This is a genomic window from Phyllobacterium sp. A18/5-2 (genome assembly GCF_025452215.1).
Classification (GTDB): domain Bacteria; phylum Pseudomonadota; class Alphaproteobacteria; order Rhizobiales; family Rhizobiaceae; genus Phyllobacterium; species Phyllobacterium sophorae.
Genome location: NZ_CP104968.1, coordinates 279,434 through 298,827 on the forward strand (window position 1 = coordinate 279,434; position 19,394 = coordinate 298,827).

Annotated in this window: 17 protein-coding genes and 3 pseudogenes; 11 read left to right on the plus strand and 9 right to left on the minus strand. The window is 57.0% G+C overall.

Going from position 1 to position 19,394, the window contains the following annotated elements:
- Positions 1-10: 10 nt before the first annotated feature.
- From N8E89_RS27735 to N8E89_RS27745, 3 genes and pseudogenes are all read right to left on the minus strand, one after another.
- Positions 11-1,390, minus strand: a complete 1,380-nt coding sequence (locus N8E89_RS27735; RefSeq protein ID WP_262263383.1) for an aspartate aminotransferase family protein — start codon at positions 1,388-1,390, stop codon at positions 11-13.
- Positions 1,383-2,911, minus strand: a pseudogene (locus tag N8E89_RS27740) (NAD-dependent succinate-semialdehyde dehydrogenase). Before N8E89_RS27740 ends, N8E89_RS27735 begins: the two are co-directional and overlap by 8 nt.
- 120 nt (positions 2,912-3,031) lie before the next feature.
- On the minus strand, positions 3,032-3,529 hold the full coding sequence (locus N8E89_RS27745; protein ID WP_262263384.1) for an Lrp/AsnC family transcriptional regulator: 498 nt from the start codon (positions 3,527-3,529) through the stop codon (positions 3,032-3,034).
- A gap of 83 nt (positions 3,530-3,612) precedes the next feature.
- Here N8E89_RS27745 and N8E89_RS27750 point away from each other — a divergent pair, with 83 nt between their 5' ends.
- The 10 genes and pseudogenes from N8E89_RS27750 to doeB all read left to right on the plus strand — a co-directional run bounded on the left by N8E89_RS27750 (position 3,613) and on the right by doeB (position 13,237).
- On the plus strand, positions 3,613-4,998 hold the full coding sequence (locus N8E89_RS27750; protein WP_262263385.1) for a MocR-like ectoine utilization transcription factor EhuR: 1,386 nt from the start codon (positions 3,613-3,615) through the stop codon (positions 4,996-4,998).
- Between the two features lie 125 nt (positions 4,999-5,123).
- A complete protein-coding gene (gene ehuA, locus N8E89_RS27755) occupies positions 5,124-5,921 on the plus strand; it encodes an ectoine/hydroxyectoine ABC transporter ATP-binding protein EhuA (RefSeq protein ID WP_315975749.1) in 798 nt (265 codons plus the stop codon).
- A 52-nt stretch (positions 5,922-5,973) separates the two neighbouring features.
- Positions 5,974-6,821, plus strand: a pseudogene (ehuB, locus tag N8E89_RS27760) (ectoine/hydroxyectoine ABC transporter substrate-binding protein EhuB).
- 70 nt (positions 6,822-6,891) lie between these two features.
- Positions 6,892-7,551: an ectoine/hydroxyectoine ABC transporter permease subunit EhuC gene (gene ehuC / locus N8E89_RS27765; protein ID WP_106665541.1), complete on the plus strand. Its 660-nt coding sequence runs from the start codon at positions 6,892-6,894 to the stop codon at positions 7,549-7,551.
- Positions 7,552-7,560: 9 nt separating this feature from the next.
- Positions 7,561-8,217 carry an ectoine/hydroxyectoine ABC transporter permease subunit EhuD gene (gene ehuD, locus N8E89_RS27770; protein ID WP_262263386.1) on the plus strand — a complete coding sequence of 219 codons (657 nt, stop codon included), beginning with the start codon at positions 7,561-7,563 and terminating at the stop codon, positions 8,215-8,217.
- 11 nt (positions 8,218-8,228) lie between these two features.
- The gene (gene eutA / locus N8E89_RS27775; RefSeq protein WP_262263387.1) at positions 8,229-9,008 is read left to right on the plus strand and encodes an ectoine utilization protein EutA; all 780 of its coding nucleotides are present in this window, start codon (positions 8,229-8,231) and stop codon (positions 9,006-9,008) included.
- A 3-nt stretch (positions 9,009-9,011) separates the two neighbouring features.
- Positions 9,012-10,018, plus strand: a pseudogene (gene eutB, locus N8E89_RS27780) (hydroxyectoine utilization dehydratase EutB).
- A complete protein-coding gene (gene eutC, locus N8E89_RS27785) occupies positions 10,006-10,998 on the plus strand; it encodes an ectoine utilization protein EutC (protein ID WP_262263388.1) in 993 nt (330 codons plus the stop codon). The pseudogene eutB and the gene eutC overlap by 13 nt, the downstream one beginning before the upstream one ends.
- Positions 10,999-11,031: 33 nt before the next feature.
- A complete protein-coding gene (doeA, locus tag N8E89_RS27790; RefSeq protein ID WP_262263389.1) occupies positions 11,032-12,213 on the plus strand; it encodes an ectoine hydrolase DoeA in 1,182 nt (393 codons plus the stop codon).
- A gap of 7 nt (positions 12,214-12,220) precedes the next feature.
- A complete protein-coding gene (doeB, locus tag N8E89_RS27795) occupies positions 12,221-13,237 on the plus strand; it encodes a N(2)-acetyl-L-2,4-diaminobutanoate deacetylase DoeB (RefSeq protein WP_262263390.1) in 1,017 nt (338 codons plus the stop codon).
- A gap of 20 nt (positions 13,238-13,257) precedes the next feature.
- On the opposite strand, the gene N8E89_RS27800 is transcribed toward doeB, so the two are convergent.
- The 3 genes from N8E89_RS27800 to N8E89_RS27810 form a co-directional block, all read right to left on the minus strand.
- On the minus strand, positions 13,258-13,899 hold the full coding sequence (locus N8E89_RS27800) for a Vat family streptogramin A O-acetyltransferase (protein ID WP_262263391.1): 642 nt from the start codon (positions 13,897-13,899) through the stop codon (positions 13,258-13,260).
- A gap of 126 nt (positions 13,900-14,025) precedes the next feature.
- The gene (locus N8E89_RS27805; RefSeq protein ID WP_262263392.1) at positions 14,026-14,679 is read right to left on the minus strand and encodes a TerC family protein; all 654 of its coding nucleotides are present in this window, start codon (positions 14,677-14,679) and stop codon (positions 14,026-14,028) included.
- Positions 14,680-14,923: 244 nt separating this feature from the next.
- Positions 14,924-16,378: an NCS1 family nucleobase:cation symporter-1 gene (locus N8E89_RS27810; protein ID WP_262263393.1), complete on the minus strand. Its 1,455-nt coding sequence runs from the start codon at positions 16,376-16,378 to the stop codon at positions 14,924-14,926.
- A 331-nt stretch (positions 16,379-16,709) separates the two neighbouring features.
- Here N8E89_RS27810 and N8E89_RS27815 point away from each other — a divergent pair, with 331 nt between their 5' ends.
- Positions 16,710-17,018: a hypothetical protein gene (locus N8E89_RS27815; protein WP_262263394.1), complete on the plus strand. Its 309-nt coding sequence runs from the start codon at positions 16,710-16,712 to the stop codon at positions 17,016-17,018.
- Positions 17,019-17,133: 115 nt separating this feature from the next.
- Here N8E89_RS27815 and N8E89_RS27820 read toward each other — a convergent pair whose 3' ends face one another.
- The 3 genes from N8E89_RS27820 to N8E89_RS29620 are packed head-to-tail and all read right to left on the minus strand — an operon-like array spanning position 17,134 to position 19,243.
- On the minus strand, positions 17,134-17,973 hold the full coding sequence (locus tag N8E89_RS27820; protein WP_262263395.1) for a hypothetical protein: 840 nt from the start codon (positions 17,971-17,973) through the stop codon (positions 17,134-17,136).
- Entirely contained in the window at positions 17,970-19,064 is a 1,095-nt protein-coding gene (locus N8E89_RS27825) for a fused MFS/spermidine synthase (protein ID WP_262263396.1), read from the minus strand. The genes N8E89_RS27820 and N8E89_RS27825 overlap by 4 nt, the downstream gene beginning before the upstream one ends.
- The gene (locus tag N8E89_RS29620) at positions 19,061-19,243 is read right to left on the minus strand and encodes an S-adenosylmethionine decarboxylase (protein ID WP_410010472.1); all 183 of its coding nucleotides are present in this window, start codon (positions 19,241-19,243) and stop codon (positions 19,061-19,063) included. Before N8E89_RS29620 ends, N8E89_RS27825 begins: the two co-directional genes overlap by 4 nt.
- Between the last annotated feature and the right edge of the window lie 151 nt (positions 19,244-19,394).

Sequence of the window (19,394 nt, forward strand, 5' to 3'; positions counted from 1 at the left end):
GTTATTATCCTCAGAGTGTCCTGGCTACGGATTCAACAGCATCGGCTGCGGCTTTGACGACAATATCCGCCTCGACAGGCGTCAGGCAGAGTGGCGGCGCGAAACCGAGTATATCGCCCTGCGGCATGGCCCGGCCAATGACACCGCGTTCCGCCAATGCAGCAGCGATGCGCGGACCGACTTTCAATGCCGGATCGAAGAATTTGCGATCGTCCTTGTCGGCCACAAATTCGACCGCTGCCAGCATGCCATCACCGCGGACATCGCCGACGATCGGATGACTGGCGAGCGCTTGCCTCAGCTGCTCCCGGAAATACGCGCCGGTTTCACCGGCGTTGGTGACGAGATCGAGCTTGTCGATCAATTCGAGATTGGCAACACCGGCTGCGGCGCAGATTGGATGGGCCGAATAGGTCCAGCCATGTCCGAGCGCACCGAGCATGTCGGAGCCTTTCACCAGCACCTGCCAGACCTTATCCGAAACGATCACACCGGAAAGCGGCGCATAGGCGGAGGTCAATCCCTTGGCGATGGTGATCAGATCCGGTTGAATCCCGTAGTGATCGGAACCGAACATGGTGCCAAGGCGGCCAAACCCGGTCACGACCTCGTCAGCGATCAAAAGAATGTCGTATTTATTGAGGACCGCCTGGATGTGCTTCCAATAATGCGCTGGGGGCGGAACGATACCTCCCGTTCCAAGGATCGGCTCACCGATGAAGGCGGCGATCGTCTCAGGACCCTCCACCAAAATCATCTCTTCCAGCTTGTCCGCGCACTGTTGTGAGAACTGCTCCTCGCTCATCGCGCGATCTTCGCGGCGGAAATAATAGGGCGCTTCGGTGTGCAAGATTGGTGCGAGCGGCAAATCGAAAGCGTTGTGAAACAGTTCGAGGCCAGTCAGACTGCCGGTCATGACTCCCGAGCCGTGATAGCCGCGCCAGCGCGAGATGATCTTCTTCTTCTCGGGACGCCCAAGTACATTATTGTAGTACCAAACCAGCTTGATATTGGTTTCATTCGCATCCGAACCGGACAGACCGAAATAAACGCGGCTCATCCCCTTTGGCGCGCGATCGATGATCATTTTGGCCAAAGTGATCGAGGCATCCGTGCCATGGCCGACATAGGCGTGGTAGTAAGCGAGCTCCCTGGCCTGCTTGGCAATTGCTTCAGCAATTTCTGTCCGCCCATAGCCGACATTGACGCAATAGAGCCCGGCGAACGCATCGATGCTCGTCCGCCCTGTGCTGTCGGTGATGTGAACGCCCTCGCCGCCCCTGATGATGCGTGTCGGTGTTTCGCCTCGCGCATGGGTGCCCATATGCGTCGAAGGGTGGAAGAAGTGGTCGCGATCCCAGGCGTTCAGTTCGTTCGAGCGGTCAAGCATGATTGAATTCCTTGTTCTCAGTCAAATACTGCGTGTCGATGCAAAGATATTTGAGTTCGGTGAACGCCTCGATTCCATGGCGCGAGCCCTCACGGCCCAGGCCGGATTGCTTGATGCCGCCAAAGGGAACCGGCGCGCCGGTGATCTTGACGCGATTTATCGCCACCATGCCGTATTCGAGGCGGCGGCCAAGCCGCAGCATGCGCGCGCCATCTCTTGTCACGGCATAAGCGACAAGTCCATATTCGGTGGCATTGGCCCGTGCGACAACCTCGTCCTCGGAATGAAACGCGCTGATGGCCGCTACCGGTCCAAACGTTTCCTCGCGCATGATCAGCGCATCATCCGGGACATCGGTCAGAACGGTTGGCTGATAAAACAGCTCCCCCTGCCCCGTGACGCTTGCCGCCGACAATGCATCGAGCGCCTCGGGCCAAGGCGTCGGCGACCTGTTCCTCCACTTTTCTTATTGCACGCTCATGCATCAAGGGACCAATGACAGCATCGAGGCTCAATCCAGCCGCGACTTTGAGGTCTGCTACTCTCCTGGCAAATGCTGCAGCAAAGTCATTGTGGATCGGGCCTTCGACATAGATCTCGATTGGCGGCGAGGCAATCCTGCCCTGACGTTGCGAACTTGGCATTGATGGCGATATCGACGGCGCGGCCGATATCGGCGTCGGCGAAGATTATCAGTGGTGCGTGGCCGCCAAGCTCCATGATCAGGTTTTTCATCGTTGGCGCGCATTGCGCAGCGATCAAACGGCCAATTTCCGTCGACCCGGTGAAGCTCAGCGCGCGAACGCGCGCATCTGCGCAAAGCCGCCCCACAATGGTTGCGGCGTCGCCAGTGACAATGTTGAAAACACCCGCCGGAATTTCCGCGCGGTCGGCAAGTTCGGCCAATGCCAATGCAGACAGCGGCGTCTCCGACGATGGATGAGCGACGATCGTGCAACCGGCCGCCAAAGCCGCCGCAGCCTTTCGCGTCAGCATCGCCGATGGAAAGTTCCACGGGGTAACGACACCGACAACGCCCACGGGTTCGCGCCGGACCATCATCTCGGCGCCCACAAGATGACCGGTCACGCCTTCAGCGTTAAGGCGCTTGGCTTCTTCCGCATACCATTCGACGAAGGACGCCGCATAGTCGATCTCGCCGCGCGATTCTTCGAGCGGTTTGCCCTGCTCCAACGTCATGATGAGAGCCAAATCTTCTTTGGCTTGCAGGATCAGCTCGTACCAGCAGCGCAGTTTGGCCGCGCGCTCCTGCGGCAGTAGATCCCGCCACAATGGGAAGGCTCTGGCCGCAGCGTCGATCGCAAGGTTCGTCTGGCCGGAATTGAGCTTGGACACCCAGCCAATCGCTTCGCCGGACGCCGGGTCATTGACCTCGAACGTTTGACCCGCATCGCCGGCCCGCCATTGCCCATCGACATAGGCGAGTTCGCGCAGCATGCGGCGGTCTTGCAGGCCGTCGAGGGCCGGATGGCGGTCTGGTCGTGCGAAATGGGCGGACATGCGGCTCTCCCGAAAAATACTCGGTTACAAGGCTCGCATGAAGGAGAGGAGAGAGAGACTGTTTCCCGCTGCTATCGAAGAGAGATCGTCTTCATGGGGGCAGGTATGCAGAGAAATCGACTAATTTGGCTCAGCCGCGGTTATCAGATCCGCGACAGGGAGCACCACCTCATCCTTGACGGTTTTGGTGACGATATAGGTGAAATAGCGGTCGATGCCGATTTCGCGCTGCAGGAGGCTGTCGACCAGGCGCTGATAGGAATCGATGTCACGCGCCATGACCTTCAGGACATAGTCGACGCCACCCCCGACCGACCAGCATGTCACAACCTCGGGTATCGTCTTGATTGCCCGTTCAAATCGGTCAAAATCCGTCTGGCGATGGGCTCCGAGTGTTACTTCCATCAGCACAGTGGTTACGGGCGTCACAAGCCGCAAAGCAAGCCGGGCGTGGTAGCCGGTAATGACCCCCGCCTTCTCCAGCCGTCGCAGACGCGTCCAGCACGGAGTTGGCGATATTCCAACACGTTCGGCCAAGGCAAGCTTGGTGATCCGGCCCTCACGCTGGATTTCGTCAAGGATGCGAATATCAATCGGATCGAGCTTTAGCGATGTCATTTCCTGCCTACTTTTGTGCCCAATAACCATGACGTTGTGATTTTTCGATTGTCAATTGCACTGACTTGGATCACTTATAAATCATGACATTATGGCGTCCAGATCCAAGTACACTTCGCCGTCCAGCCTATCTGGCTTTGGCCGAACAGATTGCACGTGCAATCGCCGATGGCAAACTTGAAAGCGGTACACGTCTCCAGACCCATCGACAGATGGCCGACGAACTACGCCTGTCCGTACAAACCGTCAGCCGGGCCTATGAGGAACTCATCCGGCGCAATCTGATTTCCGGTGAAACCGGACGCGGTACTTTCGTGCGTTCATTGCGACGCGAGCCGGACCCGCCCTACCTGCCCGAGCGGCTCGGCGAAGTCATCGACCTTTCAATCCTGAAACCAGTCTGCGAACCAATGCATCTTGAGCGCATGAAGAAAGCCCTTGGCTGGCTGGCGGAAAATCTGCCTGCAAGCTCGGCGCTGTCCTTCCGGCCCAATGTCGTATTTCCACGTCATCGCGCCGTCGCTGTTGAGTGGCTACGCACCTGTGGGCTTGATGTCCCGGCATCCAACATCAGCCTGACGAACGGCGCGACTGCTGCAATGACGGTTGCGCTGATGAGCGCTGCACCGCCCGGATCCACGGTTGCAACCGAGGGCATTGGGCACCATACGCTCACGCCGCTTGCCTCCTACCTCGGTCTGACGCTCCAAGGGCTTGCGATCGACGAACAGGGCATCATTCCGGAAGCTCTGGATGAATGCTGCCAAGAGCACGGTATTCGTGCGGTTTTCGTGCAACCATCGGTGATCAACCCGACCGCAACGCTCATGGGTTTGGAGCGGCGCGCGGCTCTCGTCGAAGTCGCCCGACGGCACGACATTGCGATCATCGAGAGCGACGTGCTCGGTCCACTCGTGGAGGATCGCCCCCCTCCGATTGCAGCACTGGCGCCGGAACGCACCCTTTATTTCACCAGTTTTACCAAGATCGTGCTACCTGGACTGCGTATTGGATACCTCGTTGCGCCGGATCGCTATGTGGCTGCTGTCGCCAATCGGCACCTTGTTTCCAACTGGATGGCAACGCCGATTATTGCTGAGATTGCAACCCGCTGGGTGTCCGACGGGACCGCAATGGAACTCGTCAATTGGCAGCGGGAAGCGCTGCGAACCAGACACACCACTGCATCGGAAGTTCTGGCCGGCATTCCATTTCTCTCGCATCCTCAGAGTCTCCATGTCTGGTTGCCATTGATCGGAGAACGGACTGAAGAAGCCTTTGTCGCCCATGCGCGGCTGCAAGGTGTGGCCATAGCGCCCGGCACGTCTTTCCGGATTTCGCAGGAACAATGGCATCCCGCCGTTCGTATTTCTCTCGGCTCCACAACCGAGACTGAATTACGCACCGGACTTGGCGTCGTGGCCAACCTGCTACACGGCGACCAGGAACATCTGTTGCTTGCGATTTAACCGCTTCGCCTCAAATTTCATCACGATCGCCTAAATTGTCATGATTTAATTTTTACAATTGACATGATTTGATAAGTCTCCCATCGTTATGTGCATGAGGTTGTCTCAACCAGGAGGAGACACGCATGCCCGCACTGAACGGTCCGCCAATCATTGAGATCAACGGCATCAGCAAGAGCTTTGGCGCGTTCAAGGTTCTGAACGATCTGTCGTTCAGTGTTGCGCCGGGCGAGAAGCTGGCTCTGATTGGTCCGTCCGGTTCGGGCAAGACCACAATTCTGCGTATCCTGATGACATTGGAAGGCATCGACGGCGGCGATATCAAGGTCGACGGCGATGATCTTTACAAGATGCAACGCAACGGCAAGTTGCAGCCGGCGGACGAAGCGCACCTTCACAGGATGCGCGAGAAGATCGGCATGGTGTTTCAGTTGTTCAACCTGTTTCCGCATAAGTGCGTTCTCGACAACGTTACCCTCGCACCCATGCTGACCAAGGGCGTTGCACGCAAGGATGCCGAACGGCATGCGATGGAATTGCTCGAAATGGTTGGACTTGCCGACAAGGCGAAGTCGATGCCATCGCAGTTGTCGGGGGGCCAAAAGCAGCGCGTCGCCATTGCGCGAGCCCTCGCTCTGAAGCCCAAGATCATGCTTTTTGACGAAGTGACGTCAGCACTGGATCCTGAGCTCGTGGAGGAAGTGCTGAATGTCCTTTGGAAGCTTTGCCGCGAGACGGACATGACGATGCTGCTCGTGACCCATGAGATGGGCTTTGCCCATGATTTTGCTGATCGCGTCCTGTTCTTCGATCGCGGCCGTATCGTCGAGGATGGCAAGCCAGACGAAATATTCAGACATCCGAAGCAGGAACGGACACAGGCTTTCCTGAAAAAGATCATCGCCGCCGGTCACCGTGTTTGAAGACGCGGCCGCGACGAGTTGGGCACACAAGAAAACCAAAGGAGCTGGGAACATGATCGAACAAAAAAAAATAAGCGCATTTTTGGGGGCCGCCGCACTTGCCGCACTGGCATCATCCATGCCGGCCAAGGCAGATGAAGCATTGGATAAATTGAAGGCACAGGGCTTTGCCCGCATCGCCATCGCCAACGAACCGCCGTTTACGGCAGTGAAGGCCGACGGAACCGTTTCTGGCGCTGCGCCGGATGTAGCGCGTGCTGTCTTCAAGAAGCTCGGCGTAAATGATGTTGTCGCGTCGATTTCGGAATACGGCGCGATGATTCCGGGACTTCAGGCCGGCCGGCATGATGTCGTAACCGCCGGTCTCTTCATGAAACCCGAGCGCTGCAACGCCGTTTCCTATTCGGAACCCATCCTTTGCGACGCAGAGGCATTCCTGGTGAAAAAAGGCAATCCGAAAGGTTTCAAGAGCTATGCCGATATCGCCAAGGACGAAAAGGCCACGATCGGAGCGCCGGGGGCGGCACTGAAGAACGTCTCGCGTTGGAAGCCGGCGTGCCGCGTGACCGTGTCATCGTCGTGCCGGATGGCCAGAGCGGCCTGAAGATGCTGCAAGATGGCCGAATCGACACATATTCTTTGCCCGTCCTGTCGATCAACGATCTCGTCAAGAAGGCCAACGACCCGAACCTCGAAGTGATCGCCCCGGTTCAGGGCGCACCCGTCTATTGCGACGGCGCGGCCTTCCGCAAAGGCGATACTGCGCTTCGCGATGAGTTCGACAAGGTTCTGGCCGAGATGAAAACATCTGGCGAATTCGCCAAGATCGTGGAGCCCTATGGATTTTCGGCTCAGGCGGCAATGTCCACCACACGCGAAAAGCTCTGCGCGGCCAAGTAACCGCCTGGCCCGCGACCGCTCCGCCCTATGCGGAGCGGTCTCCAGTAGTTCCAGCAAAGGTTTGTAAGCGATGGGCCAATGGGCCGGCTATCTGCAACTCATTCTTGACGGTGCGATTGTAACCATTCAGCTGACGCTGATGGGTTCGGCACTTGCGCTTGTCATGGCCTTCCTCGCGGGTCTTGGCCGGCTGTCTCGTTTCGCGCCGGTGCGGTGGCTCGCAACTGCTTATATAGAGTTCTTCCGCGGCACCTCGATCTTCGTGCAATTATTCTGGGCCTATTTCGTCCTGCCGCTGTTCGGCTTTTCACTAACCCCGTTGCAGGCGGGCGTCCTCGCGCTTGGCCTCAATGTGGGCGCCTATGGAGCCGAGGTAGTGCGCGGCGCCATCAAGTCGATCGGCAAGGAGCAATACGAGGCCTGCACCGCGCTCAACTTCAACCGCTGGCAAGGCCTTCGTTACATCATCCTGCCCCAGGCATTCGTGCTGATGCTGCCGACCTTTGGCAACAATGCGATAGAACTTTTGAAAGCTTCGGCCGTGGTGTCCCTTATTTCGCTGACCGACATGACATTTCAAGCCCAGGTGGTACGTGCGCAAACCGGAAACACGCTTGTTCCATTCCTCACCATTCTGGTGCTCTATTTTGCCATCGCCTGCGTCATCACCTTCGCCATTCGAGGCCTTGAACGTCATCTGACGCGCGGCCTCGACGGTATCAGGTCATAGGAGGCGGCAATGGAATGGGATTGGGCCTTCGTCATTCAAATTCTTCCGACCCTATTCGAGGGTGTGAAGATCACTATTCTTGCAACCCTCCTCGGCTCGATCGTTGCCGCCGCAATAGGCCTCGTCATCGCCATTGTCCGGCGGTCGAAGAACCGGCTCGTATCGATCCCCATGGGCTTTGTCGCCGAGTTCATTCGCGGCACGCCACTGCTGGTCCAGCTCTATTTCATCTTCTACGTACTGCCGGATCTCGGCATTACCCTTTCGCCACTCGTTGCGGGCGTGATTGGTCTTGGCTTGCACTACGGGACCTATACGGCGGAGGTCTATCGCGCCGGTATTGACAATGTTGCTCGCGGCCAATGGGAAGCAGCCAAAGCCTGCAATCTCAGTTCGATACAAACATGGACGCAGATCATCCTGCCGCAGGCTTTGCCGCCGATGATCCCTGCCCTCGCCAACTACTTCATCGCCATGTTCAAGGAGACGCCGCTGTTATCGGCAATCACCGTGCTTGAACTCATGAACCAGGCGCGCAGCATCGCAAACTACAACTATCGTTATATTGAACCAATCACCCTGGTCGGCGCATTTTTCCTGATCATCAGCCTGATCTCGGTGGTGGGACTGCGCTGGCTTGAACGCCGCTATGGCAGGATTGATTGAGGAGCATGATCATGGATGCCTTTCCGACAATCCGGCAAACCGCGATGCCGCTTCATTTCGACGATCGCCCGCTCGCAAAACGCGTCGGGCTCGTCATTCTCGCGACGGATCACACGACCGAACCGGATTTCCAGCGCATGGTCGCCAGCGACCGTATCGGTGTCTATACGGCGCGCATTCCTTATGCCAATCCGACGACCCCGGACAACCTCCGGCGCATGCAGCCTTCGCTCACGGAGGGCGCCAGACTGATCCTTCCGGATGAGGATCTGGACGTTATCTGTTATTCCTGCACCTCCGCCTCGGTTGTCATTGGCGACGACGAAATCGAAACTGCGATCAACCGTGCCAAACCGGCTGTTCCGGTGGTAACGCCCCCGCTGGCCGCAGTCAGGGGATTGCAGGCCCTCGGTGCGCGGCGCATCAGCATTCTCACACCCTACACGATCGAAACCAGCACCCCAATGGCGCATTATTTCACTGCCAAAGGCTTCGAAATCGCCACCTTTACCTGCCTTGGCCTCGAAGATGACCGCGAGATGGCGCGGATCAACTTGCCGTCGCTGGTTTCCGCAGCCCGCGAGGCAACCGCAAAAGATGCAGATGCCCTGTTCATTTCCTGTACGGCGGTGCGCGCCGCCAGCCTCGTGCCGCAGATCGAGCAAGCAATCGGAAGGCCGGTCGTCAGCAGCAATCTGGCGACCGCGTGGGTTACGCTTCGTATCTGTGATGACGACGCCCCTCGTCCGGAACTGGGGAGCCTGATGGCACAGCCCATGGCGAGTTGGTAAGTGATGACTTACAATTTTGTAACTCTTGCCGATATCGAGAAAGCCCGCAGGCGGCTTGAAGGCAAGGTGGTGCGCACACCGGCCGTTCAATCAGTTGCCCTGTCGGAAAGACTGGGGGTGCCGGTGTTCCTGAAGCTGGAACACCGCCAATCCACTGGCAGCTTTAAACTGCGTGGCGCAACAAATGCCCTTGGCAATTTGACGGCAGCAGAAAAAGCAGCGCGGTGTCGTGGCGGCCTCGACCGGCAATCACGGACGGGCGCTTGCTTATGCCGCGGGTCTTGAAGGTATTCACGCGGTCATCTGCATGTCCAGCCTGGTTCCATACAACAAGGTCGAGGAAATCCGCCGTCTCGGTGCCGAGATCCGCATTATCGGAAGATCGCAGGATGACGCACAGGAAGAAGTCAATCATCTGGTTCGTGACAGCGGGCTCACTATGGTGCCGCCATTCGACAATGCAGCCATCATCGCCGGTCAAGGCACGCTTGGCCTGGAGATTGTCGAAGACGTTCCTGACGCCGATACCGTCCTTGTTCCCGTTTCGGGCGGGGGCCTCGCGTCGGGGGTTTCGGCCGCGATCAAGGGCTTGCGGGCTTCGACGACGATCATCGGCGTTTCGATGAACCGGGGCGCTGCGATGCGCGCCAGTCTCGATGCCGGAAAGCCGGTGGTCGTTCCAGAAAGCGAAAGTCTGGCGGATCTCGCTTGGCGGCGGCATCGGGCTCGATAATCGACTCACCTTCGCAATGGTGCGGGAGCTGGTCGACGACGTAATCCTGCTCTCCGAAGACGAAATAGCTGCGGGCATGTCACATGCCTATGCACAGGAGCGCGAGGTCATCGAGGGCGCCGCTGCTGTCGGTATCGGCGCCCTGCTCGCGGGAAAGGTGCAGGCAAAAGGGCCGGTCGTCGTCATTCTTTCCGGCCGCAATGTGGATATGGACCAGCACCGGCACATTGTCTGCGCAACCAACCAGAGCGAAAGGACTGCGCCATGTCCCGCATGACAATCCTGACCGAAGCGGATTTGCGCAAGATCGTGTCACTTGATCTCGATGCCGTCGCTTGCGTGGAGGCCGCCTTCGAAGCGCTCGCGACCAGAGCGGTGGCCATGCCACCCATCCTTAGGCTCGACATTCCGGAATATCGCGGTGAAGTCGATGTCAAGACCGCCTATGTGCCCGGCATCGATGGTTTTGCCATCAAGATCAGTCCGGGATTCTTCGACAATCCCAAGCTCGGCCTTCCGAGCGTCAACGGCATGATGGTTCTGCTGAGCAGCCGGACGGGTCTGGTCGAAGCGTTGCTGCTCGATAACGGCTATTTGACCGACATACGTACGGCGGCTGCAGGTGCCGTGGCAGCTCGACATTTGTCCCGGCCGGAATCACGCGTTGCTGCGATCTTCGGAGCCGGCGTACAGGCCCGCCTGCAGCTTGAAGCCCTGACCCTCGTCCGCCCCATAACGCACGCCCGCATTTGGGCCCGTGACACCGCCAAGGCGCAGCAAGCCGCACGCGAATTGACCGATAAGCTCGAAATTGCTGTAAGCGGCGTAAGCGATGCTAAAGAGGCAATCCGCGATGCGGATATCGTCGTGACGACGACACCCTCGAGCGAACCAATACTGCGGCAAAACTGGCTGCAGTCGGGTCAGCATATTACCGCCATGGGATCGGACGCCGAGCACAAGAACGAGCTCGATCCTGCCATGATCGCGAAGGCTGATCTCTATGTCGCCGATAGCCTCAAACAGACACGCCGCCTCGGTGAGCTTCACCATGCCATCGAAGCCGGATTGGTAGAGGCTAACACGGGATTTTCCGAACTTGGCTCGGTGATCGCTGGATCGGCACAAGGCCGGCCATCGCCCGACGCAATCACCATCGCCGACCTGACGGGTACAGGGGTGCAGGACACCGCCATCGCCACGTTTGCCCGGGATCGCGCCATTCGGGCGAATGCCGGGACGAATTTCGAAAGTTGATACGGGCTTCGGCCCAAGCATGAGGAAACAACCATGACCGAGCCAAATCTGAAATTCACGCGACAGGAATTCGCTGAAAGATTGAAGAAAACCCGCACCGCCATGCACAAGCGCGGCATCGACCTTCTCATCTGCAGCGATCCTTCCAACATGGCGTGGCTAACGGGTTATGATGGCTGGTCATTCTATGTGCACCAGGCCGTCATTGTACCGCCGGAGGGCGAGCCGATCTGGTACGGCCGTGGACAGGACGCAAACGGCGCGAAGCGCACAGCGTATTTGGCGCATGACAATATCATCGGCTATCCGGATCACTATGTTCAGTCGACTGAGCGCCATCCCATGGATTTTCTGTCGAAGATTATTGCAGAACGGGGCTGGGACAAGCTGACGATCGCTGTGGAGATGGATAATTACTGGTTTTCTGCCGCCGCATTCGCATCCTTGCAGAAGCATTTGCCCAATGCCCGCTTTGTTGACGGGACAGCACTTGTCAACTGGCAACGCGCGGTGAAAAGCCCGACAGAACTCGACTACATGCGTAGAGCAGCCCGCATCGTTGAAGTCATGCACCAGCGTATCGTGGACAAGGTCGAACCCGGCATGCGGAAATGCGATCTTGTGGCAGAGATCTACGATGCGGGTATCCGCGGGACCGGCGGATTCGGTGGCGATTATCCGGCTATTGTTCCTCTGTTGCCATCAGGCGCAGATGCCTCGGCGCCTCATCTTACCTGGGACGACAAGCCGATGAAAGTCGGGGAAGGTACATTCTTCGAGATTGCCGGGTGCTATAACCGCTATCATGTGCCGCTTTCACGCACTGTGTTTCTCGGCAAACCGACCCAAGAGTTTCTCGATGCAGAAAAGGCGACACTGGAGGGGATGGATGCGGGCCTCGCTGCGGCGAAGCCGGGCAATGCCTGCGAGGATATCGCCAATGCGTTCTTCGCGGTTCTGAAAAAGTACGGCATCGTCAAGGATAACCGCACGGGCTATCCGATCGGCATTTCCTATCCGCCGGATTGGGGCGAACGGACGATGAGCCTGCGTCCGGGTGACAAGACCGAGCTTAAGCCAGGCATGACCTTCCATTTCATGACGGGCTTGTGGCTCGAGACGATGGGCCTTGAGATCACCGAAAGTATCCTGATCACAGAAACCGGCGTTGAATGCCTTGCCGATGTCCCGCGTAAGCTTTTCGTCAAGAACTGAGGCTGCCATGCGATCTGAGATATTCGGGCCCTCGCCTGTGACACCAACTATCGATCTCGACAGGCATGGTGTGCAGCACGGCTTTTTGCGACTGCCCTATAGCCGCGATGAGTCGGCCTGGGGATCGGTCATGACCCCAATTGCGGTTTTTCGCAATGGCGAAGGGCCAACCGCTCTCCTGACTGGCGGCAATCATGGTGACGAGTATGAAGGACCGATTGCGCTGTTCGATCTGGCCCGCACACTCGACGTCGGCAGCGTCAGCGGTGCGATAATTATCGTTCCGGCAATGAACTACCCGGCGTTTCGCGCCGGCACCCGTACCTCACCCATCGACAAGGGTAATATGAACCGGAGTTATCCCGGCAGGCCCGACGGGACGGTAACCCAGAAGATCGCCGATTATTTTACCCGCGAGCTACTGCCGCGTGCCGACGTGGTGCTGGATTTCCATTCGGGCGGCAAAACCCTCGATTTCGTGCCATTTGCTGCTGCGCATATTCTGCCCGACAAGGTGCAGGAGGCCAAAGGCTTCGACGCAGTCAAGGCCTTCTCCGCCCCGTGGTCGATGCGAATGCTCGAGATTGATGCGGTCGGCATGTATGACACGACCGCAGAGGAAATGGGCAAGGTTTTCGTCACTACCGAACTTGGCGGCGGCGGCACGGCCCGTGCGCAAACGGTAGCCATCGCCAAGCGCGGCGCGATAAACGTTCTGCGACATGCAGGCATCGTGAGTGGTGAAATCGAGCACCGGGAAACGCACTGGCTCGATATGCCTTCAGGGGATTGTTTTGCTTTTGCGGAAGATGACGGGATGATCGAAACAATGGTCGATCTTGGCGATCCAGTCACAGAAGGACAAGTGATCGCCCGGATTCATTCTATCGGCCGGACCGGCACTGCGCCTGCTGAAATTCGGGCAAAACTTGCCGGGCTTCTCGCCGCCCGGCATTTTCCCGGCTTGGTCAAGCCGGGTGACTGTGTCGCTGTGGTGGCCGTGCGGCAGGAAGCAGGCAATTGAGGGGGGTAAACCGATCAGGATCAGTCGTCAGTCGTACAATTGCTGAGGGCGTCTACATCGGCTGAAACAATGTGCCTCAGATTGCGCGTGATTGTTTCAATTGGCCAGTCCCACCAAGCCAAGGCTTCCAACCGCTTTATAACATCCGGCTCGAAGCGTGCTTTGACTGGTTTGGCGGGATTGCCTCCAACAATGGTGTACGGCGGCACATCGGCTGTGACCACCGAACGCGAAGACACGATAGCACCATTGCCGATTTTAACGCCCGGCATGATCAATGCCTCATAGCCTATCCACACATCGTTCCCGACAACTGTGTCACCCTTGTACGGCAATTCGCCGGCCACAGGCATGACTTCCTCCCAACCATTGCCAAATATCTGGAAGGGGTACGTCGAGATACCGGAGAGCTTGTGGTTTGCTCCGTTCATGATGAAGCGAACACCCCGTGCAAGTGCACAGAATTTACCGATCACCAGTTTGTCGCCGATGAAGGGGAAATGGTACAGGACATTGCGTTCAAAATTCTCCGAGTCTTCGGGATCATCGTAATATGTGTAGTCGCCAACGATGATATCGGGATTGGTGACTGTATTCCTGATGAAACAAACCTGCGGAAATCCATCCATTGGATGCTTGTTGTTGGGATCTGGACCGTTCATGGCTGCTCCATCATTCGAATCTGTTCCGGCACGACTTCATCATCGATCTCAACGTCACGTCCTCCCTAGAATGCAAACCTCGGCATTGCCAAGTGCGGCCAGAAAGCCATAGCCAGGAAATGTGGATCAACCCGGCATAGTGCTCGCATAGGCGATGAGCTCAATGGACCCACGGTAAATCATCTCCAGCGCAACGTAGAGAATGATCGCAAGGCCTACATAGGCAATCCAGCGATGCCGCTGAAGCAATCGGGCGATAAAGCTTGCAGCTATGCCCATAAGCGCGATCGAGAGGATCAGGCCGAACACCAACACGGCCAGATGATCGCGCGCAGCTCCTGCCACGGCCAGTACATTGTCCAGGGACATCGACACGTCCGCGACAACGATCTGCCACGCGGCCTGGGCAAAGGTTTTGCGCGGTGCCATTGTTTCGTTAACGTCGAAATTCTGATCTTCCAGTGCATCGCTCGCCTCCGCTTCCTCGGCGCGGCTAACGCTTAGCTCTCTCCACATTTTCCAGCAGACCCAAAGCAGAAGTACACCGCCAGCAAGCAAGAGGCCTATAATTTGCAGGATCTGGCTTGCAGCGGCCGCAAAGGCAATGCGCAGCACCGTTGCGGCGATGATCCCGATGAAAATAGCCTTGTTTCGCTGTTCGCGCGGGAGGCCGGCAGCCGCAAGACCGATGACGATCGCGTTGTCGCCGGCCAGGACCAGATCCATCATGATGACCTGAAGGAGAGCTGAAAGTGCTTCTGCAGTAAGGAGTTCGCTCACGAGATACCCATTTTTCCTAGCAGGTTTGGTTGATGGCCGCCCAGATCCGCCCTAAACACAGAATGTGTCCTTCGGGGGTGCTTCCCTAGCATGAGGGGAAGGATAGCTCCAGCCTTCGCGATTGCCCCGTCTCGCTCGCAGCCAGCGCGAACGATCAACTTGCTAATGCGTCGGGCAACAGAGCAAATAGCAGCCGGCAAAGGGAGGTGCCCGGCGCTTCGGCCGGGCAGAGCTTTTAAGCTAGTCAGGTAGCAAAAGCCGGTGTGCGACGCGCACCCATCCGCAACATGAAATAGACGGCTCCACCGATGGCCACACCGAAGAACCATCCGTAAGTACCCCACCATGCTGGCAGGACGGTGGTAAAGGTCGGCAGGATTGACGAGAACAGAACCCCCATCGCAAAGGCAATGAAGGCATTTGCATGCCAACCGCCCTGGAAGCGGAACTCTCCGTCTTCCTGATAAAGCGCGTGCACGTCCAAAGCGCCTTTGCGGATCAGATAGTAATCGACCATCATTACCCCAAAGATCGGCCCCATCGTCGAGCCGATAAAGTTGACGAAGTGGGCGGCACCCGTCTCCCATGGCGCGAATGGATAGAGCACCAGCGCAATCAATGCGGCGATATAGCCGCCGCGCTTGAAGCTGATCTGTCGCGGAAAGACGTTCGAAAAATCAAACGCCGGCGAAACGAAATTCGCCACGACATTGATGCCGAGTGTCGCCACCGCAAAGGTGAGTGCTGCGAGCAATGCCAGGAACCAGCTGTCGAACTTCGCTGAAATGGCATCGGGATGCAGCAGCACCTCGCCATAGACTGTGAAGGCCGCAGTGGTGGTGACGCCGGCGACGAGGCAGAAGGCGAGCAGGTTGATCGGCAGGCCCCAAAGATTGCCTTTCCGAAGTGTTTTCACATCCTTCGCATACCGTGAGAAATCGCAGAAATTCAGATAGAGTGCAGCGAAATAGGTGATCCACGTCGCCGCCACCGCAGCGAGCGCAGCAAAAGAGCCTGGTTCGCCCGGCACGCCGGCGTCCTTTGTCTTTTCCAGTAGCACGTCACGCGGAATTTCGCTGCCGAACGAGAACGTCCCGGCCTTGATGACCAGATAGATCGCCAAAATCAGCATCATGATCCAGACGGCCGGCCCAGCCCAATCCTGGAATTTCCGCACCGTTTCCATGCCGCGCTGAATGATCAACAATTGTAGCGCCCATATGATCACATAGCAGATCACCTCCAGCGTCGAATGACCGAGCATGTGGCTGTTTTGATGAAAAGCAAGCAGGCTGTCGTTACGGATCAGCAGCGCGACAATAGCGCCCGAAGCGGCGGCCGTCTGCGCGCCGTACCAGAAGCAGGCGACGACGGCACGCACCAGTGCCGGCACATTGGCACCGAATGTGCCGAAGGACGCACGCGCCAGCACCGGAAACGGCACACCCGTTTTGACGCCGGCATTGCCAACCAGACTCATGAGAAAAAAGATCACCAATGAGCCCAGGCCGATGGCGATCACAAAATTGATGAAGCTGCCGCAGAGCAGGAAAAGACTGGCGGCGAGGTAATAGCCCCACAGACTATGGACGTCCGATGTCCAGACATTGAAGATGCTGAAGGCACCCCACTTTCTTTCCTCGGCGGGCGCCAGGTCTTCGTTGTACAACGAAGGTGACGGATCGCTGACTGCTGCCATTTTCTCCCCTCCAATTCTCCTGAGCCAAAAGTTCACAAGTCAAATTTGCCGCTTTTTTCGGTAATACACAAATTCTAATCACGCCAATGCACAGGCTGGTTGCGCTGAGCGTTAAGCGCAATTGGGATAGCCGCGACACAGCCATGATCGGGATGCGAGTTACCACTTTGTTGAACCGTCCATCGTGTATTCGTCCTTACTTTTAGGCGGAACCCAAGGATAAACGCCTTCGCTGAAGGCCACTTCAAATTAACTTCGCTATTGACGATCAAATGTTGCCAGGTAGAGTCTACAAGGCGTGACCCTTTCATTCTTGAGATAGGAAAGTCTGATGTTTCACACCGGTCGAGCAAAGTCAGTATTTCTTTCCATCGCTATTTCCGTCGCTATCATTTTCACTTTGGTGCCAACACCAGGCCATGCGGCAAACGTCTGCGAGTACAAGGACTATGATTGGGCAGAACTCAGCCCGGTCGAGAAGTCTGCTTGGGAGGTCCTCGGCTACTCGCAAAGGCTGTGGGATGGAAACCGTGAGTCCCCGACATCCGACAAGGATTGGTCGGAGCTTACGTCCGCCGAGAAGCGAGCGGCGCAATCCCTCGGCTATACTCGCTCGTCCTGGGACAGCGGCAAGTGTTAGATCTCGTGAACAAGGCTTGACGAGGATCTGGATTTTGATTCCAGGTTGCTGTTTGCGAAGCGCGAACTCCCGCAACGTTTACCATCATGACACCCATGGAATACTGGGATAAAGATTAAAACCAGAGTTCCCAGACATACAATGCGACCTCGGCCAGAATTGCGAGCAGGATGCATATTTCGATCAAGAGACTTCTTCCGGCCTCCCGCTTTTCGCTTAGCCGCATAAAAGCTTGTTCGTAAAGCAAGTGAATTGCGTCGACTGCTCTTTCTGCCGCCTTCATACGCGCGGCTATCTCGGTCCTCAAGCACAGCTCAAGAAATACGCGTCGAGCAATTGGCGGCGTGATCAGATCAGAGCGATCGAGCAACGTCTCCGCACGGACTAGCCAATACTTTGCCGCACTTGTTTGGGCGGCGGTAACACCTGCTCGTTGCTGGAAAGAACGTCCAGCGCGGCTCAAGTAGAAGAAGGTTGCATCTTCTCCCGACGTTTTCCATTGGTTTACTATGCACTCCTCCAGACGACATAGTTGTTTACATATCCATTCAAATTGGGCGATTCCCTTCCTGACCGGCCAATCCTGATCCCCCACGATGATGATCTTGCCTACTGCGCGTAAAACGCGGGCTCCTTGAAATGAGATCTCAATCACTGGATGCCGAGCGCCGGTGCCGGATGGGTCTTCAGCGATCCAACCCTCTGCGGCCTTCTGCAGTGGGAACGGCGTTGCAGAACCTGCAGGCAGAAAGATAATCTCGCAATCATGCGAGGGCGGCGTAGTGACCGGCGGAAGGGTTCCGCCGTCAAGCAAGCAATCGGGATCCGGGAGTTCTTCAAATAAGGCCAGGACAGACTCCGGCAAATCCAGCCTGATCTCTTCGCCCTCGTTCTTCGATGACTCGGAACGAAACGTCAGCAGCCACGCACGTGGTTTGAGCGAAGCTACGGTCACCAATCGTCTCGTACCAATCGAAGTCTCTCCCATGTGGGATCAACCTCCTGTATGTCCGGAAGTCTCACATACTGCTCATCATCGTCCACAATCGGGCCAGGAAGCGAGAGATAAAGCTTCAATTCTCGACAATTACAGAAGCTCGCGTGCAAAAGCTCGCCGGTCAAATGATCCAGCCAATCAGGATCGAGCTTGACAGAAATCCGACCCTCGATGTCCAACGGAGAGACAAGATCAAAGGCATCGATCCGATCCGACGCCATCAGAAAGCCCCACGAGCAGAGGAATGACGGGACATTCAGATGATAGCTACCGACGTTCGCAAAAACTGTCTGCAGAGTGCGCCTCAAGGCGGTGTGGTCCTTCCAATGATTAATTGAGAACTCAAGCCCTTGGATAGCCAAAATTCCGCCGGGGCGAAGCCGCTTTTTGGTTAGTTCATAAAACTGCCGTGTGTAGAGTCGCTGAGCAGGGCCGTTGTCCAGCATATCGACTACATCCACGATGACGACATCATATTGCCGATCATCGTTTTCAATAAATTCACGTCCATCCCGAAAGTGGATTTCCGCGCGCGGGTCGTCGAACGCGCCACAATGCCATTCAGTCAGGTGCAGTCGGCACAGTTCTACAGCTTCTTGGTCGATATCGACCATGACCGCCTTTCGAACCGTGCGGTGCGCAAGGACTTCGCGCAAAGTAGCACCTTCCCCTCCGCCAATGATTAAGACATCCGCCGGCTTTTCGTGTAGCAGCATCGCCGGCTGGACGAGCATTTCGTGGTAGAGGTCCTCATCGTGAGCCGCACTCTGAATCACACCATCCAGATACAATGCAACGCCGTGGTTGTACGTGTCTGCTATAACGACGCTCTGGAAAGCCGTTTTTTGCGAGCAGAGAATCGACTTGACCCTATAGTGATATCGATCAACCGGATCAGCGATTTCGACAACATACATGCCTTCGCGGAGCGGCAATTGGTAGGCAGGGGCATCGGCGTAGAAATAACCTGGTGGCAGGGGCGGAAGAGAATAAGATCGCTCACCGTCCTCCGGTGACGATGGAGTAGCCTCATGCGGCGAATACGTCACGATGAGCACCCTGCGCCGGCGTCACATACGGGGAGGCCCCGCGTCATCTGAACTATGTCGATACGGCGCGGGCTGAACACTCCGACCATGGCGGGCAAACAACTTCGGGGATCACAAGCGCCGCACATGAAGATGTCGATCGCGCAAAAGCTCTTCTCTGGCCATGTATGAACCGTCATGTGGCTCTCAGCAAGGATTGCAGCCCCGGTAACCCCCTCCTCCGCCAAATATATGCAAGTGCAAATGGAGCAGCGCTGCCCCCGACTGGCTGATGGCGTCCCGAAATCCAGACTCGATCCGCGCTATGTCCTCAAGAGCCGACGCATCATA

Coding starts and splice junctions, on each gene's coding strand:
- N8E89_RS27735 (WP_262263383.1), bottom strand. CDS start 1,390: ATGCTTGACCGCTCGAACGAACTGAACGCCTGGGATCGCGACCACTTC.
- N8E89_RS27745 (WP_262263384.1), bottom strand. CDS start 3,529: ATGACATCGCTAAAGCTCGATCCGATTGATATTCGCATCCTTGACGAA.
- N8E89_RS27750 (WP_262263385.1), top strand. CDS start 3,613: ATGACATTATGGCGTCCAGATCCAAGTACACTTCGCCGTCCAGCCTAT.
- ehuA (WP_315975749.1), top strand. CDS start 5,124: ATGCCCGCACTGAACGGTCCGCCAATCATTGAGATCAACGGCATCAGC.
- ehuC (WP_106665541.1), top strand. CDS start 6,892: ATGGGCCAATGGGCCGGCTATCTGCAACTCATTCTTGACGGTGCGATT.
- ehuD (WP_262263386.1), top strand. CDS start 7,561: ATGGAATGGGATTGGGCCTTCGTCATTCAAATTCTTCCGACCCTATTC.
- eutA (WP_262263387.1), top strand. CDS start 8,229: ATGGATGCCTTTCCGACAATCCGGCAAACCGCGATGCCGCTTCATTTC.
- eutC (WP_262263388.1), top strand. CDS start 10,006: ATGTCCCGCATGACAATCCTGACCGAAGCGGATTTGCGCAAGATCGTG.
- doeA (WP_262263389.1), top strand. CDS start 11,032: ATGACCGAGCCAAATCTGAAATTCACGCGACAGGAATTCGCTGAAAGA.
- doeB (WP_262263390.1), top strand. CDS start 12,221: ATGCGATCTGAGATATTCGGGCCCTCGCCTGTGACACCAACTATCGAT.
- N8E89_RS27800 (WP_262263391.1), bottom strand. CDS start 13,899: ATGAACGGTCCAGATCCCAACAACAAGCATCCAATGGATGGATTTCCG.
- N8E89_RS27810 (WP_262263393.1), bottom strand. CDS start 16,378: ATGGCAGCAGTCAGCGATCCGTCACCTTCGTTGTACAACGAAGACCTG.
- N8E89_RS27815 (WP_262263394.1), top strand. CDS start 16,710: ATGTTTCACACCGGTCGAGCAAAGTCAGTATTTCTTTCCATCGCTATT.
- N8E89_RS29620 (WP_410010472.1), bottom strand. CDS start 19,243: ATGACGGTTCATACATGGCCAGAGAAGAGCTTTTGCGCGATCGACATC.